This is a genomic window from Paeniglutamicibacter sp. GQ140 (genome assembly GCF_059759235.1).
On sequence record NZ_JCAXDW010000004.1, the window covers coordinates 223,787 to 238,473 of the forward strand.

Below are 14,687 nucleotides of genomic sequence, written 5' to 3' on the forward strand. Positions count from 1 at the left end.
GAACCGTGCCGCGGAGGACCGCAGGCAGCTCGGTGGGAACCAAAGGATGGATCATGGCGCACTTCGTCATCATGGGCTGCGGACGGGTGGGAGTGACCCTTGCCCACACACTCGACGACGCCGGGCACTCGGTGGCGATCATCGACCAGGACGACCGGGCCTTCCGCCGCCTGCGCCGCAGCTTCTCCGGCCTGAAGGTCTCCGGGGTCGGCTTCGACAGGGAAACCCTGGAGCGGGCGAAGATCTCCGAGGCCTACGCCTTTGCCGCGGTTTCCAGCGGCGACAACTCCAACATCCTGGCCACCCGGGTGGCCCGCGAGACCTACCACGTCCCGCACGTCGTGGCCCGGATCTACGACCCGGGACGTGCCGAGATCTACCAGCGCCTGGGCATCCCCACGGTGGCGGCGGTGCGCTGGAGCTCCGACCAGGTGTTGCGCAGGATCCTGCCCGAGCACTCGCTCCACGGGGACTACCGCGAGGCCTCGGGCCGATTGTTTCTCGGCGAGGTGAACATCCACGAGGGCTGGTACGGCTACGGACTCGAGGAGCTCGAGGCCGCCGCCCCGATCCGCATCGCCTACCTCTCGCGCTTTGGCGAAGGCGTGCTGCCGGTGCCCGGCATGCGGCTGCAGCAGGGCGACATCGTCCACGCCATGATGCCGGTGGACGCCGGCAAGGACATCGAGAAGGTCCTCTCGGCCGCCCCCAAACCAACCACGGAGCAAAACGCGTAATGAAGGTCATGATTGCCGGAGCAGGGTCGGTGGGCAGCTCCATCGCCAAGGAATTGATCAGCCACGGGCACGAGGTGCTGCTCATCGACGAGAAACCCGAGGTGGTCTCGCGCGCCGGGGTGCAGGGGGCCCGCTGGCTCTTCGGGGACGCCTGCGAACTCTCGGTGCTCAAGGAGGCCAGGCTCGAGGAGGTCGACGTGGTGGTCTCCGCCACGGGCGACGACAAGGTGAACCTGGTCGTCTCCCTGCTGGCCAAGAGCGAGTTCGGGGTCGGTCGCACCGTGGGCCGGGTCAACAACCCGAAGAACGACTGGATGTTCGACGACGCGTGGGGCGTTGACGTCGCGGTGAGCACCCCGCGGCTGATGACGGCCCTGGTCGAGGAGGCCGTGGAGGTCGGCGACCTGGTGCGGCTGATGACGCTGCAGTCGGGCGTGGTCTCCATGGTGGAGTTCACCGTCCCGCATGATTCGACGATGATCGGGCGCACCATCGGCTCGGTGCCGTGGCCGGCCGGGGCCACGGTGGTGGCGATCCTGCGCGACGACGTGCCGCTGGCACCCAGCCAAGACGACGTCATCGAGGGCGGTGACGAGTTGTTCTTCGTGACCACGATCGTGGCCGAGGACGAGCTGCGCACCGTGTTGCGCGACGCGCGCGTCGATTCCTAGCGGCATCGGGCCGCCTCCGGGCCCCTCCCCCGCCGCGCGGCGGCCGGGCGGAAGGGCCGGCTAGGCGCGAGGTCCCGGCGTCGGCCCGGCGGTCGTTGCCTTCTGCGGCCGGGAGATCATCCAGGCGATCCACAGTCCGGCCGCGTAGAGCGGCACTCCCATGGCCAGGCGCGCAGCACCCAGGGCCGGGACATTGTCTGCCAGGTACAACGGCACCTGGACGGCCAGCCGGGCGGCAAAGACCGCCACCACGATCCAGGTCGCCCAGGCATACTGCCGGGCGCGAAGCCGGTGCTCCCGCCATTGCATGTTTTCCGAGCGGATGAATCCGAAGATCACGCCCATCAGCGGCCAGCGGACCAGGATGGAAACGACCAGCGCGCCGCCATAGGCCAGGTTCGTGTAGAAGCCGGGGACGTAGTAGTCCTTCGCCTCCCCGGTGACCCGGGAGAAGACCGCGCAAATGGCCACGCCCGCCAGGCCGGTCAGCGCCTGGGCGAGGGTCCCGCGGCGCACCAGGCGCAGCACGGTGAACACCAGGGCCACGGCGACCGAGGCGATCAGCGCCGTGTTGAGTTGCTGCCACAGCGTGAAGATGACCAGGAAGACCAGGCCGGGCAGCAGCGACTCGACGAGCCCCCGCACCCCGCCAATGGTCTTGAGCACGTCGATCTGGCCGTCGTCGCGGCGTTCGATGCCGGCGTTGGCGCCGATGCGCCGGGCCACGTCCTCGGCACCGGGGCCGTGCTCCTGCGGCTGGGGCGTTTCTTCGTTGTGCTCGCTCATGGCGTTCGGTTGTCCTTGGGGCGACTCGAGGGTGTGATTCGGCGGTGCGCGGCGCTAGCGGGCGGTGCGCTCGGGGAGGATCTCGTAGCGCGGGTTGAAGACCGTGGGCACCAGGTCGATGGGCGCGACCATGCCCTGGTAGCTGATCCGGGAGCCTGCCACGAGTCCCGGGACCCGGCGCTGGCCCACGAAGACCAGCCGCAGGTGCGGCACCGCATTCCGGCGGCCCCCGGGCGGGGCCGGGTGGTCAACGACCGTGACGGTGAAGGCCGGGGCCTGCGCCGGGGGAAGGATCGTCATCGATTCGACATAGCCGCGGTGGGAGATGCGCCCGCGCACCGGAAGCTCCGCCAGCGACGCCAGCGGCTGGATTCCCTCCCCCGCCGGTTCGCCGGGCTGCTTGGCGGCTTCGTCCCGGGGGGCCTGCGGCCGCTTGGCCTTCACCGGTTTGTCCTTGGGCAACGGATCAGCCGATCTGCGTGATTTCCGGGCCGCGTTCGGGACGCTCGGTGCCGGGCTGCTGGTCCGCGTCCGGCCGGGCCAGGGCCCCGGAGGGCACGGTCAGCGGCAACAGCTCGGTGGGGGGCATCGGCGTGTCGCCGCGCACCACCACGACCTGGGCCAGGGCGTCCTCCATGGTCTTGGACTCGGCCGTGTCGGTCAGCGCGGCCCCGCCGATGACGGCGCGCAGGAACCAGCGCGGCCCGTCGATGCCCAGGAAGCGCAGTGCCACGTGGCCCTGGCGTCCGTCGGGGGCCGCCTGCGGGACGCGGGCGAGCAATTCGTTGCCGAAGCGGCCGGGCACCATTTCGGTTTCCCCGCCCTGGTCGGCGATGCCGGTGGCGATCTGCGTGGAAATGCCCGGCCACAGCTCATCGGTCTTGGGGGCGGCGAAGACCTGCAGCTGCATGCGCGAGCCGCCGATCTCCAGGGCCACGGCGATGACGCGCTGCGTGGATTCCTCGACTTCCAGACGCAGCTGCAATCCGGGAACCGGCTTGATCAGCAGGGCGCCCAGGTCCAGGTAGCCGTCGTGGTCCTCGAAGTCGTCCCCGTCGAACGGTCCCCCGGTGCGTACCGGCGCGGTGCGCGCGGAATCCGCGGCTGCCGCGGGGCCGCCCCGGGGTGCGGCCTCAGGGGCGTCCGCCGTAATGTCGCCCGCGGCCTGCCCGGGCTTGCTGGAGGCGGCGGCGTTGAGCCCGGCGATGGTCTGCTCGGGCTGCGCTTCGGCGCCGGCCTTCTTCTTGCGCTTGAAAATCATGGAAGTTGCCTTCTTGCTGTATCGACCGTGAGATTTCGGTGGTCGGCCCTAGTGGCTGCTGTTTGCGGTTTCAAAGCCACCGGTGGAACCAAAGCCGCCGGCGCCGCGCGAGGAGTCGTCCAGGTCCTGGACCTGGATGAAGTGGGCCCGCTCGACCTTCTGGATCACCAGTTGGGCGATGCGGTCCCCGCGCTTGAGCACGATCGGGGTGGCTGCATCCGTGTTCAGCAACGTGACCTTCAACTCACCACGGTACCCGGCGTCCACGGTTCCCGGCGCATTGACCACCGTCAGTCCGTGCTTCGTGGCCAGGCCCGAACGCGGGTGGATCAGCCCCACGTAGCCCAGGGGCAGGGCCAGGGAGACACCGGTGGGCACCAAGGCCCGCTGCCCCGGCGCCAACGTCACGTCCTCGCGGGCACACAGATCGGCACCCGCATCGCCCTCGTGTGCATAGCTCGGGACCGGGAGGTCCGGATCAAGCATTTTCAGGGCGATATCGACTCTCGATTCGGACATGTATTTTCCACTCCAGGGGGTTCGGGATTGAGGTGCCGGCCGCGTCGCGGCCTCTGCCGTTCCCCATTAACTCTAGTCCCTTGCGCGCCTGTGCGCTGGCCGGGAGGCGACACCCAACCGCCTATGCTTGTGGGTATGGCCGAGAACCCTTCACCACAGCACCCTGCCCCCGTCCACTTCCGCGAAAGGCTCTGGCCTTCCTGGTGGATCTGGGTCGTGACGCTGGGCCTGGGCGCCACCGCCGCCGTCGCATTCATGCCGGTGGGCATCGGCTGGGGCGTGGTCGCCGGCATCATCGCCCTGGGCCTGATTGCCTTTGCCCTGGTCATCAGCACCCCGACGATCGAGGTCCGCGATGAAACCGTGCGCGTGGGTCGTGCCACCATCGAACGCGAGTTCATTGGCGACGTCACCGGATACCGCGGGGCGGCCGCCTACCACCAACGCGGTCCGGGCCTGAACGGGATCGCCTACATGTGCATCCGCGGCTGGATCGACCCGGTGGTGCGCATCGGGATCACCGACGAGCGCGACTCCACTCCGTACTGGCTGACCTCGACCCGGCGGCCCGAGGAGCTCACCGCGGCCCTGGGCGGGGTCATGGTGCAGTACCGCGAACCGGTGGAGAGCAGCGAGGCGGAAGCCGGCAGCTCCCCCGACGCCACCGACGAACCCGGCACCGCATAGGCCACCGCGCCCCGCAGGAATTGCCACAACGCCCGCCACCCGTTTCGGGTGGCGGGCGTTGTGGCGTGCGCCGTGCGCGGTCAGTGCCCGCGCACGGCGCCTAGCCCTCGCAGTCGGTGCAATAGAGCAGGCCGTCCTTCTCCAGGGCGATCTGCGAGCGGTGCCGCACCAGGAAACAGGAGGCGCAGGTGAACTCGTCCGCCTGCGCCGGCAGCACCATGACCGCAAGCTCTTCGCCGGACAGGTCGGCACCCGGCAGCTCGTAGCTGTCGGCCAGGGCCGCCTCGTCTTCGTCAATGAGGTTCGAGGCGTTGGTGTTGGTGTTGCGCTGCGCCTTCAGCTCGGGCACGGCCTCGGGCTTCTCATCGTCTTCGGCATGCTTCCGAGGTGCATCGTAGTCGGTTGCCATAATTGCTGCTTCACACTCCGCTTGGTTCAAGCTGTTGTTCGTATCGGGTCGCCCCGGGGTCCGGTTCCGGCCCCCTGGTCAACCCACGCGTATGGATGCGCTTATGATTCAACGCAGAATGACGCATTTTTGTGCCCGGTCGGGAACCGACTGTTCATCATTGCATCTTCGGGTCCAAAGGCGGGATTTTTTACCCGGTTTAACCGACTTTTCCGCAGCTCCGTGGGAATAATCATGAAGCCGGTCCGCGCCACACCAATGCACCTCTTAGGTAATTGACCCTGCAGGTGGCAGAGTTTTAGTCACAACACGACGGTTTGTGGAGGATAGTCATGCGTCAACTCCGACTGGTGGGAATCCACGAGAACGGTGAGAGCCTGCACCTGAGCAGCGATGACGGGAACAGCTACGTGCTGCCCGTCGATGAAGCGCTGCGCAGTGCATTGACTCGAGCAGCCCGGGCCGATCGTTCGGAGGCCCAGGCCGCGCCGTTGTCGCCTCGCGACATCCAGTCCCGGATCCGTTCCGGTGCCACGGCGGAGGAAGTGGCGGCCATTTCCGGCATGTCCCTGGAGCGCATCATGCGCTACGAGGGCCCGGTGCTGGCCGAACGCGAATACATTGCCTCCCAGGCACGCAACGTGGAGGTCTCCGCCCCGCAGACCCACGACGGCTACCGCAGCATTTTCGGCGAGGAGCCGGCAAACCTCGGCGAGATGGTCGCCTACCGCATCCACTCCCTGGGCATTGACAACGAATCCCTTGCCTGGGACGCCTGGCGTGCCGCCGATGGCTCCTGGGAGGTCGTCGCCCGCTTCGACCTGCCGGAAACGGACGCGAGCATCGCCCTGGACTCGGGCGCCGAGGAATCGATGGCGCGGTGGTCCTTCCACCCCAACCGCAAGTCGCTGCAAAACGCGAACCGCTGGGCACAGGTCCTGAGCGAACTCGAGCCGCTCGACGCGCCCGTGGGCGCCCGCCGCCTGACCGCCGTCGCCGACGACCCCTTCGACATCGAGGCGGACGGGGACGACGTCGACTTCGAGGCGGCAGTTGCCGATTCCGAACAGCTGCTGGACGCGCTCAGCGCCCGCCGCGGGCAGCGCCTGGGGATCGATGAAGAGGGCGACGATGCCCTGGCCGCGATGCTGTCGCGCTCCCCGCACCCGGACGACGACCCGCGCCTGGCCGGCCCCAAGCCGCAGGACGACGGGCTGCCCAGGCTCTACGACGGCGTCAGCACGCGCACCACCTCCATCTCCCTGGTGCCCAACCTGCGCCCGGAGGCCCCGGAAGCCGGGGAAGGACCCGAGGATTCCGAGCCCGCCACCGACGAGGAGGCCGGCGGCAAGAAGAAGGCCAAGCGCTCCTCGGTGCCCAGCTGGGACGAGATCGTCTTCGGGCGGCGCAACAACAACGACTGATCCCCGCGGCGACGCCGCCGGCGCGGAAAAGGCCCGGTCCGGCAAGGATTTCCTTGCGTGGGCCGGGCCTTCGCTTTGCCGCGCTACTGCCTGCTGCGCTACTTCCGGGATCCCGGGCGCGCCAAGGTCAGCAGCGGGACCTCGCACTCGGCGCGGGTGAGCGAGCCGTGCTGGCCGATCATGGTGAAGGCCGCCGGCTTGACCCGCCGCCCGTCAAGGAACGCGATCTCCTCCGCGGCCAGGATGAGCAGGTCGCCGATGCGTTCGCGCACCGCGTCGTCCACGGGGCCGAAGAGTCCCAGGTCGATGGCTTCGTCGCGGCCCAGCACCCAGGCCTTGGCACCGAAGCGTTCCCGCCAGGCCTCGGCCACCGCCTCGCGCTGCGCCGGCGGGGTCTGGGCGGCGAAATGCAATTGCACCCCGCGCGGCTCGCCGGCAGTGAGTTCGACCCCGTCCACGAGCTCCGGGAACTCGGAGTAGTCGATCCGCCATTGCTCGTCCACGTCGACCATCCCGTGGTCGGCGGTCAGCAGCAGCAGCGTGCCGGCCGGCACCCGGGCCGCCAGGGTGCGCATGACCGAGTCAAGGTCCTCAAGTGCGTTGCCCCATTGCGCCGAGTCCTTGCCGTAGCGGTGCCCGGCCTTGTCCAGTTCGTTGAAGTAGCAGTAGACCAGGGAGCGGGGATTTGCCGCCAGGATCTCGCAGGTGGCGCGCACCCTGGCGTGCGGGGATTCGGCGGCCGTGAAAACGGGTCCGCGCAGTGCGGCCTTGGTCAGTGCCGAGTCCTTGAATTGGGACAGGGACACCGTGGCGGTGTGCACCCCGGCGGCTTCCGCCCGCTCGAACACGGTCGGGTGCGGCTGCCAGGAGACCGGGTCCAGGTCCCTGGGCCAGCCGCCCAGCTGGTTCACGACCCGGCGGCGCACCGGGTCCACCACGTCGTAGCCCACCACCCCGTGCTGCCCCGGCGGCAGGCCGGTGCCCATGGAGGTCAGCGAGGCCGCGGTGGTGGAGGGGAATGACGCGAGCAGGGTCTGCGAGTTTTCCATGAGCTTGCGCAGGAACGGGGCATGTCCCCCGCGGGCCTTGAGCAGGGCCTTGCCCAGTCCGTCGACCATCACCACGGCGATGCGGTTCGCCGCCGGAAGCCCGAGGGCGTTTTCAAAGCCCTCGACGCCCAGGGCCGCCGCGGCGCTGGGCAGCAGCTCGGCGATGGTCCTGCTGCCATAGGGCGGGGCCGCCGGCAAGGCGGTGGCCGGGGTTCTGCGGGTGCTGGTTGCCACGAGGCCGTGTTCTCCCTTGTGGCCTTAGCCCTGGTGGGTGTTTCGCCCGAAGCGCGAGCCGACCCGTCCGCGCACCTCGGCGGCCGGTGCCGGCGCTGCCGCGGGCCGTGCCTCAGTGCCGCGGGGGGCCGAGGCCCGGCGCATGGCCTTGGCAAAGCTGCGGGCGGCGGTCACTGCCTTGACGCCGTCGGCCTCGGCGCTGACGCGCAGCACCAGGTCCTCCTGCTGGGAGGTTCCGGTGTAGCCGTGGTCGGCGTCGCACGCGGGGTCGGCACAGCCGGCCGGTGCCAGGTCGATGCGCTGGGCACCGGCCCAGGCGATGCCCAGGGTCAGTTCCTTGACCATGTCCCCGCTGCGGTAGTTCTGCGGCTGGTGGTAGACGTAGCTGGTGGCCACGGTGGTGACCTTGGACAGCTGGACCAGCTCGGTGGAGACCTGGGCCATGACTTCCTTGCCCTTCTCGTCCAGCTGCTGGTCATCGACGTGGGCCACCAGCAGCACGTCCTCCGCCAGCACCAGGACGGTGATGTGCCGGTGCACCTCGTGCTGGTCGAAGTGGGTTTCCAGGTGCACCAGGTGGGCGCCGGTTGCCCGGCCGTCGAGGGCCTCGTCGATGATGTCGGCAACCATTTTGGGGTAGAACCCGGCACGGTCGAGGTCAGCTTGCAGGTCGGGGCCCGTGGCCGAAGAAAGGGGGGTCATGCCCTCCAGTCTACCCAAGGGCGCGAATCGGCTGGTTCCGCCCGGCGCGGCACCCCGCCCGCGGGCACGGGGTCACTGGCTCATGGCACGGCGTGCGGAATCGGTGCGCTGCTCCGGGTTGCCCAGCCACAGCTCGACGGCCAGCACGGTCGTGCCGTCGGCGGCGGCCATCACCGGGTTGATTTCCAGCAGGGAGACCTCCGGGTGGTTGTCCTTCAAGGTTGCCACGCGGTTCAGCAGGTCCTCCAGGGCACCCAGGTCCACGGCCGGCAGCCCCTGGTAGCCGCGCAGGCGGGCGGCGGCCCGGGGTGCGCCCACCAGGTCGGACAGGTCGGTATTGGTCAGCGGCGGGATGCCGTGGGCCCAGTCGTCCAGCAGGTTCACCGCGTCCCCGGCCAGCCCAAAGGAGACCACCGGACCCAGCAGCGGGTCCTCGACGGCACGGATCACACAGCCCTGGCCGGCGGGGGCCATCGACTGGACCTCGAGGTCCCTGGCCGCGTACGGGGCCAGGACCTCCCGCATGTGCCCGATGTTCGAGCGCAGGGAAGCCTCGTCGGTGATGTTCAGCCTGACGCCGCCCAGATCCAGACGGTGGCGCAGGTGCTCGTCGCGGGCCTTGAGGGCCACCGGGAAACCGAGCCGGGTTGCCGCGGCCACCGCCTCGTCGCTCGTGTCAAAGCGCGCCGATTCGAGGACCTGGATCCCGTAGAGGCCCAGCAGCTGCGCGGCCTTGGCCTTGGGCAGCCGCAACAGCTCAACCCCCTGCACCGACGCCAATGCATCCTCGATGAAGTCCTCGGCGGCCGCCACGTTGATGCCGGCCGGCTCGGTGACCTCGCCGTGTTCGCGGGAGCGCCACGTCGCGTAGCGCACGACGGCCGCCAGCGCGTTCACCGCCACGCCCGGGCTGGAGTAGCAGGGCAGCTCGAGGGCGTGCCCCTGCGGATCCGTTCCGGCATCGAGCAGGCCATCGGCCCGGCTGGCGGCATCGATGATGCCGGGGAAGACCGCGACAACGGTTTTCCCCGCCGCCGCGGCTGCCTCGCGAATGCAGGTGGCCAGGACCGCGGTACCCAGCCCGGGCGTGGGCAGCAGGGTGACGATGGCGCAGTGGACCGCGGGGTTTGCCAGCGCACGGTGCAGGGCGGCGGCGAGGCGGGGCAGCGCCTGCGACTGGCCGTCCTCGAGCGTGATCTCGGCATCCGACACCACGACGTCGAGGCGGTTCTGCTCCGCCGCGTCCGCCACCACGGAGGCCAGCGCATCGGAGTTCGAGAGCACGGCGAGCCCGTTGCCGGCCGGCAGCACCTGGGAGGCAACCACCTGGGCGATTTCCATCAATTCCTCGTTGGTGCGGACCCGGATGACCCCGGATTGGCGCAGCATCGCATCCACCGCCGCGGTGGGCGCCTGGGTGGTGCGCACCGCATGGCCCGGGGGCAGCCGCAGCCCCATGACATCTGACTTGGCCACAATGACGGGCTTGGAGTGCGAGAGCCGGCGGGCAATGCGGGAGAACTTGCGCGGGTTGCCGAAGGATTCGAGGTACAGGCCCACGGCGCCGGTGCCGGGGTCGTCCTCCCAGAACTGCATGGCGTCGTTGCCCGAGACATCCGCCCGGTTCCCGGCCGAGACGATCGAGGAGACCCCGACCCCGCGACGCACCGAGGCCGCATAGAGCAGCACCCCGATGGCGGCGGACTGGCTGAAGAGCCCCAGGCTGCCGTGCTTGGGCATGCCGGGGGCCATCGAGGCGTTCATGGACGTTGCCGGGTCCGTGTTGACAAGGCCCAGGGATGCCGGGCCGATCACGCGCATGCCGTTGCCCCGTGCCAGGCGCACCAGCTCGCGCTGGCGCAGCAGCCCGGCCTCGCCGTCCTTTTCGAAGCCGCCGGTGGCAATCAGCAGGCCCTTGGCCCCGGCGCGCGCGCACTGCGTGATGACCTGGTGGATCTGGTCCTGCGGCACGGCGACGACGGCGAGGTCGACGGGGCCCGGGACCTCGGCCACCGTGGCGTAGCTGCGCATCCCGCCGAGTTCGAAGGCCTGCGGGTTGATCCCGTAGACGGGTCCGGTGAATCCGCCCTCGATGATGTTGTGCAGCAGGGTGTGGCCGATGGTGCCCCATTCGCGGCTGGCTCCGATGACCGCGATGGAAGCCGGGGCCAGCAGGCCGGCGAGCGATTTGGCCTCGGCGCGGTGCTCGCGGGATTCCATCACCGCACGGGACTTCTCCGTGGGGTCGATGGGGAACTCGAGCATCACCACGCCCTCGTCGAAGTGCCGCTTGACCGCGTACCCGGCCTCGGCGAAGACCGTGAGCATCTTCCGGTTCTCCGGCAACACCTCGGCGGAGAAGCGCTCGATGTCGTTTTCGCGCGCCGCGGCGGCCAGGTGCTCGAGCAGGATCGAGCCCACGCCCATGCCCTGGTAGGCGTCGGAGATGTTGAAGGCGACCTCGGCGTCCGCGGGGTCATCGAGCCTGTCGTAGCGACCCACCCCGATGATGTCCTCGCCCCGGATGACCACGAAGGCGACCCTGTCGACGTGGTTGACCTCGGTGAAGCGCTTGAGCTCTTTGGCGGTGAGCGAGGATTTGTACGTAAAATAGCGCATGTAGACCGAAGCCTCGGATTGTCCCCGGTGCATTTTTTGCAAATTGTCGGCGTCACCGGGTTGAATCGGGCGTAGATGTGCCGTGGATCCGTTTCGCAGGACAACGTCCGCTTCCCAATGGGACGGATATTCACCGGGTTTACGACCATCCACCATAGGCTTAGCCTAGCGGTCGGCGTTGCGCGAGCACTTGGATCGACGCGCCGGAACCGCAGCACGAGATGAAACCCGACCTTGCCCAAGGTCGGGCATCAGTACCGAATCGAGGATTCACACCAAATATGGCGCGCAAAAAGCCCGAACCACTGCCCGCAGACTTCGTGGAGCACATCGTTGACATCGATGTGACCAAGGAAATGGAGGGATCCTTCCTCGAGTACGCCTACTCGGTGATCTACTCCCGCGCCCTGCCCGATGCCCGCGACGGGCTCAAGCCGGTGCAGCGGCGCATCCTGTACATGATGTCCGAGATGGGCCTGCGCCCGGACAAGGGGCATGTGAAGAGCGCCCGCGTGGTCGGCGAGGTCATGGGCAAGCTGCACCCGCACGGCGACACCGCCATCTACGACGCGATGGTGCGCATGAGCCAGGGCTTCGCGCTGCGCCTGCCGCTGATCGACGGGCACGGAAACTTCGGTTCGCTGGACGACGGGCCGGCGGCCCCCCGCTACACCGAGGCGCGGCTTGACGCCTCCGCCGTGGCGATGACCGCGAACCTGGACGAGGACGTCGTGGACTTCGTCCCGAACTACGACAACCAGTTCATGCAGCCCTCGGTGCTCCCCGCCGCCTTCCCGAACCTGCTGGTCAACGGCACCACCGGCATCGCGGTGGGCATGGCCACCAACATGGCCCCGCACAACCTCGGCGAGGTCGTCGCCGCGGCCCTGCACCTGATCGCCCACCCGGACGCCGACCTGGCCGCCATCATGAAGTTCGTCCCGGGCCCCGACATGCCCACCGGCGGCAAGATCGTGGGCCTGGACGGCATCCGCGACGCCTACCGCACCGGACGCGGCACCTTCAAGACCCGCGCCAAGGTGGAGCTGGAGCAGATCACCGCCCGCCGCGCCGGCCTGGTGGTCACCGAGCTGCCCTACATGGTCGGCCCGGAAAAGGTCATCGAGAAGATCAAGGACGCGGTCAACGCCAAGAAGCTCACCGGCATCGCCGACGTGGTCGACCTCACCGACCGCAACCACGGCCTGCGCCTGGTGATCGAGCTGAAGAACGGGTTCAACCCCAACGCGGTGCTGGCGGCGCTGTACAAGTTCACCCCGATGGAGGATTCCTTCGGCATCAACAACGTGGCCCTGGTCGAGGGCCAGCCGCGCACCATGGGGCTGCTGGAGCTGCTCACCGTCTACGTCGAGCACCGGCTGCTGGTGGTGCGCCGGCGCACCGCCCACCGGCTGGCGAAGAAGCTTGACCGCCTGCACCTGGTCGAGGGCCTGCTCATCGCGATCGTCGACATCGACGAGGTCATCGCCATCATCCGCTCCTCGGACGAGACGGCCCAGGCCCGCGAGCGCCTGATGGCCATCTACGACCTCTCCGAGCTGCAGGCCAACCACATCCTGGAGCTGCGGCTGCGCCAGCTGACCAAGTTCTCCCGGCTGGAGCTGGAGAAGGAGGCCGAGGAGCTGCGCGCGGCCATCGAGGAGCTGAAGGCGATCCTGGACTCCGACACGCTGCTGCGCGAAGTGGTCTCCGGCGAGCTGGCCGAGATGGGCGAGAAGTTCGCCACCCCGCGCCGCACCGTGCTGCTGGAAACCGAGTCCGGCTCCCCGCTGAAGGGCACCTCCATGCCCGCGGTCGCGGGCACCGGCAAGGCAGCGCCGCTGAGCCTGGAGATCGCCGACGACCCCTGCCGGGTGCTCCTCTCGGCCACCGGCCAGGTGGCGCGCACCGGATCCGCCGAACCGCTGGACGGCGCCGGGGCACGGGTGAAGCACGACGTGCTTTCCTCCGTGGTGGCCACCAGCGCGCGCGGCGAGATCGGCGGGATCACCTCCACCGGCCGGATGCTGCGGCTGCAGGTCGTGGACCTGCCGATGCTGCCCCCTGCCCACGGCTTCCCGCAATTGACCGGCGGGGTGAAGGTCGACGAGTTCGCCCAGCTGGCCAAGGGCGAGAAGATGGTCGCACTGGTGCCGCTGGATGCCGTCGTGGCCCTGGGCACCGCCAACGGCGTGGTCAAGCGGCTGAGCCCGGACTACCCGCTGAACCGGGACGAGTGGGAGGCCATCACGCTCAAGGACAAGGACACCGTGGTGGGCGCCGCGGTGGGGCCTGACGGCGCCGACCTGGTCTTCGCCACCCGCGCCGCGCAGCTGCTGCGCTTCGCCGCCTCCGCGGTGCGCCCGCAGGGCCGCACCGCCGGCGGCATGGCCGGCATCAAGCTGGGCGCCGATGACAAGGTGATCTTCTTCGGCGTGGTCCCCGCGGACGCCCAGGCACCGGTCTTCGTCTCCATCGCCACGGGATCCAACACGCTGCCGGGCACCGCCTCGCACTCGGTCAAGGTCACCGACTTCGCCGAGTACCCGGCCAAGGGCCGGGCTACCGGCGGGGTGCGGGCGCACCGCTTCCTGAAGGGCGAGGACCACCTGGAGCTGGCCTATGCCGGCGCCGGGCCGGCCCGGGCGTCCTCCGCCGCCGGCGTGGTGCGCGCCCTGCCCACCGAGTACGCCAAGCGCGACGGCTCCGGGGTCCCGCTGGCCCAGGGCATCGACCTGCTCGGCGGCACCCCGGCCTCCGAGGGAACGGATGCGCAGGATGCCCCGGCACCCGCGGGGCAGCTGCCGCCGCCCGGCTCCTCCGGGCGCGCGCCGCTCGCAGCGCCCACCGAGGACAGCGTGCCCTTTGCCGATTCCGGGGCGGTCGAGGTCGAGGCCGCCCGCCGGGTCGCCATCCAGGACTCGCTGCTGGACGGCTAGCAGCGGCGAACCGCCAACCGGCGTGGTCCGGGGCCGCCCCGGACCACGCCGGCATCCCCGGCCGGGTCCTGCGGGCCATGGACCACCGGGCGTTTGATCCCCGAGCGAAAGAGGAACCACATGATCCAGGAACCATTGGTCTTCGTGGGGATCGTGCTGTTTGCCGTGGTCTTGGCCAGTTCCGTGGGCCAGTGGTCCACGCGCCGGCCGAAGCGGGACCGGATGAACCCCGAAGCGATCCGCCAGCCGAAGGTCCTGGCCGTGGCGGGCTGGCTGGTTGCGCCGGTCGGGCTGCTGCTCGTGCTCTCCGCAATCGCCGGCACCTCCGACCCGGAGGACCGCATGCCGATGCTCATCATCGGCATCTTGCTGCTCGCCACGGCTGCATTCCTGGTGGCCACCTACCTGAACTCGTACATCGTCATCCGCGATGACGAGATCATCCAACGCACCATCTTGCGCCGGCTGCGCACCATCCGCTACGACAACATCGACAAGTGCCGGAGGCTCCGCAACGGCCCGGTGCCGCTGCTCAAGCTGTGGGGCTACGACGGGGTCGTGATCCGGTTCCAGGCTTCCGCCTCCGATGCATCCCCGGTTCTCGCCGCCCTCAAGCGACGCCAGACCCCCGGCGCCTGAGGGTATCATTC

General features: G+C 69.4%; 14 protein-coding genes. 6 read left to right on the forward strand and 8 right to left on the reverse strand.

Annotated elements, in window-relative coordinates:
• Positions 1–53: 53 nt before the first annotated feature.
• Both AC6CHY_RS07765 and AC6CHY_RS07770 read left to right on the forward strand, forming a co-directional pair.
• Positions 54–737 (forward strand): potassium channel family protein, encoded by a 684-nt coding sequence (locus tag AC6CHY_RS07765; RefSeq protein ID WP_217389820.1) that lies wholly within the window; start codon positions 54–56, stop codon positions 735–737.
• Positions 737–1,408, forward strand: coding sequence for a potassium channel family protein (locus tag AC6CHY_RS07770; RefSeq protein ID WP_217389821.1), 672 nt, complete (start codon positions 737–739; stop codon positions 1,406–1,408). The genes AC6CHY_RS07765 and AC6CHY_RS07770 overlap by 1 nt, the downstream gene beginning before the upstream one ends.
• A 60-nt stretch (positions 1,409–1,468) precedes the next feature.
• On the opposite strand, the gene AC6CHY_RS07775 is transcribed toward AC6CHY_RS07770, so the two are convergent.
• From AC6CHY_RS07775 to dut, 4 genes are read right to left on the reverse strand one after another with little or no spacing between them, the layout of a single operon-like run.
• Positions 1,469–2,194: a DUF3159 domain-containing protein gene (locus AC6CHY_RS07775; RefSeq protein WP_217389822.1), complete on the reverse strand. Its 726-nt coding sequence runs from the start codon at positions 2,192–2,194 to the stop codon at positions 1,469–1,471.
• Positions 2,195–2,248: 54 nt separating this feature from the next.
• Positions 2,249–2,638: a hypothetical protein gene (locus tag AC6CHY_RS07780; protein WP_336245130.1), complete on the reverse strand. Its 390-nt coding sequence runs from the start codon at positions 2,636–2,638 to the stop codon at positions 2,249–2,251.
• A 22-nt stretch (positions 2,639–2,660) separates the two neighbouring features.
• The gene (locus tag AC6CHY_RS07785) at positions 2,661–3,455 is read right to left on the reverse strand and encodes a DUF3710 domain-containing protein (protein ID WP_217389823.1); all 795 of its coding nucleotides are present in this window, start codon (positions 3,453–3,455) and stop codon (positions 2,661–2,663) included.
• A 48-nt stretch (positions 3,456–3,503) separates the two neighbouring features.
• Positions 3,504–3,974 (reverse strand): dUTP diphosphatase, encoded by a 471-nt coding sequence (gene dut / locus AC6CHY_RS07790; protein ID WP_217389824.1) that lies wholly within the window; start codon positions 3,972–3,974, stop codon positions 3,504–3,506.
• A 135-nt stretch (positions 3,975–4,109) separates the two neighbouring features.
• Here dut and AC6CHY_RS07795 point away from each other — a divergent pair, with 135 nt between their 5' ends.
• Positions 4,110–4,661, forward strand: a complete 552-nt coding sequence (locus AC6CHY_RS07795; RefSeq protein WP_217389825.1) for a DUF3093 domain-containing protein — start codon at positions 4,110–4,112, stop codon at positions 4,659–4,661.
• Positions 4,662–4,761: 100 nt separating this feature from the next.
• On the opposite strand, the gene AC6CHY_RS07800 is transcribed toward AC6CHY_RS07795, so the two are convergent.
• Positions 4,762–5,070, reverse strand: coding sequence for a DUF4193 domain-containing protein (locus tag AC6CHY_RS07800; protein WP_217389826.1), 309 nt, complete (start codon positions 5,068–5,070; stop codon positions 4,762–4,764).
• A gap of 332 nt (positions 5,071–5,402) precedes the next feature.
• Here AC6CHY_RS07800 and sepH point away from each other — a divergent pair, with 332 nt between their 5' ends.
• Positions 5,403–6,494 (forward strand): septation protein SepH, encoded by a 1,092-nt coding sequence (gene sepH / locus AC6CHY_RS07805; protein ID WP_498226403.1) that lies wholly within the window; start codon positions 5,403–5,405, stop codon positions 6,492–6,494.
• 98 nt (positions 6,495–6,592) lie between these two features.
• Here the strand turns inward: sepH and AC6CHY_RS07810 are convergent, their stop codons facing one another.
• The 3 genes from AC6CHY_RS07810 to AC6CHY_RS07820 form a co-directional block, all read right to left on the reverse strand.
• A complete protein-coding gene (locus AC6CHY_RS07810; RefSeq protein WP_498226405.1) occupies positions 6,593–7,777 on the reverse strand; it encodes an alkaline phosphatase family protein in 1,185 nt (394 codons plus the stop codon).
• A gap of 24 nt (positions 7,778–7,801) precedes the next feature.
• Positions 7,802–8,479: a DUF5998 family protein gene (locus AC6CHY_RS07815; protein ID WP_217389829.1), complete on the reverse strand. Its 678-nt coding sequence runs from the start codon at positions 8,477–8,479 to the stop codon at positions 7,802–7,804.
• Between the two features lie 72 nt (positions 8,480–8,551).
• Positions 8,552–11,254, reverse strand: coding sequence for a bifunctional acetate--CoA ligase family protein/GNAT family N-acetyltransferase (locus AC6CHY_RS07820; RefSeq protein ID WP_498226407.1), 2,703 nt, complete (start codon positions 11,252–11,254; stop codon positions 8,552–8,554).
• 125 nt (positions 11,255–11,379) lie between these two features.
• On the opposite strand from AC6CHY_RS07820, the gene AC6CHY_RS07825 reads away from it, so the two are divergent.
• Positions 11,380–14,037 carry a DNA gyrase/topoisomerase IV subunit A gene (locus AC6CHY_RS07825; RefSeq protein WP_217389831.1) on the forward strand — a complete coding sequence of 886 codons (2,658 nt, stop codon included), beginning with the start codon at positions 11,380–11,382 and terminating at the stop codon, positions 14,035–14,037.
• Positions 14,038–14,157: 120 nt separating this feature from the next.
• Positions 14,158–14,676, forward strand: a complete 519-nt coding sequence (locus AC6CHY_RS07830; protein WP_217389832.1) for a hypothetical protein — start codon at positions 14,158–14,160, stop codon at positions 14,674–14,676.
• The last annotated feature ends 11 nt before the right edge of the window (positions 14,677–14,687 follow it).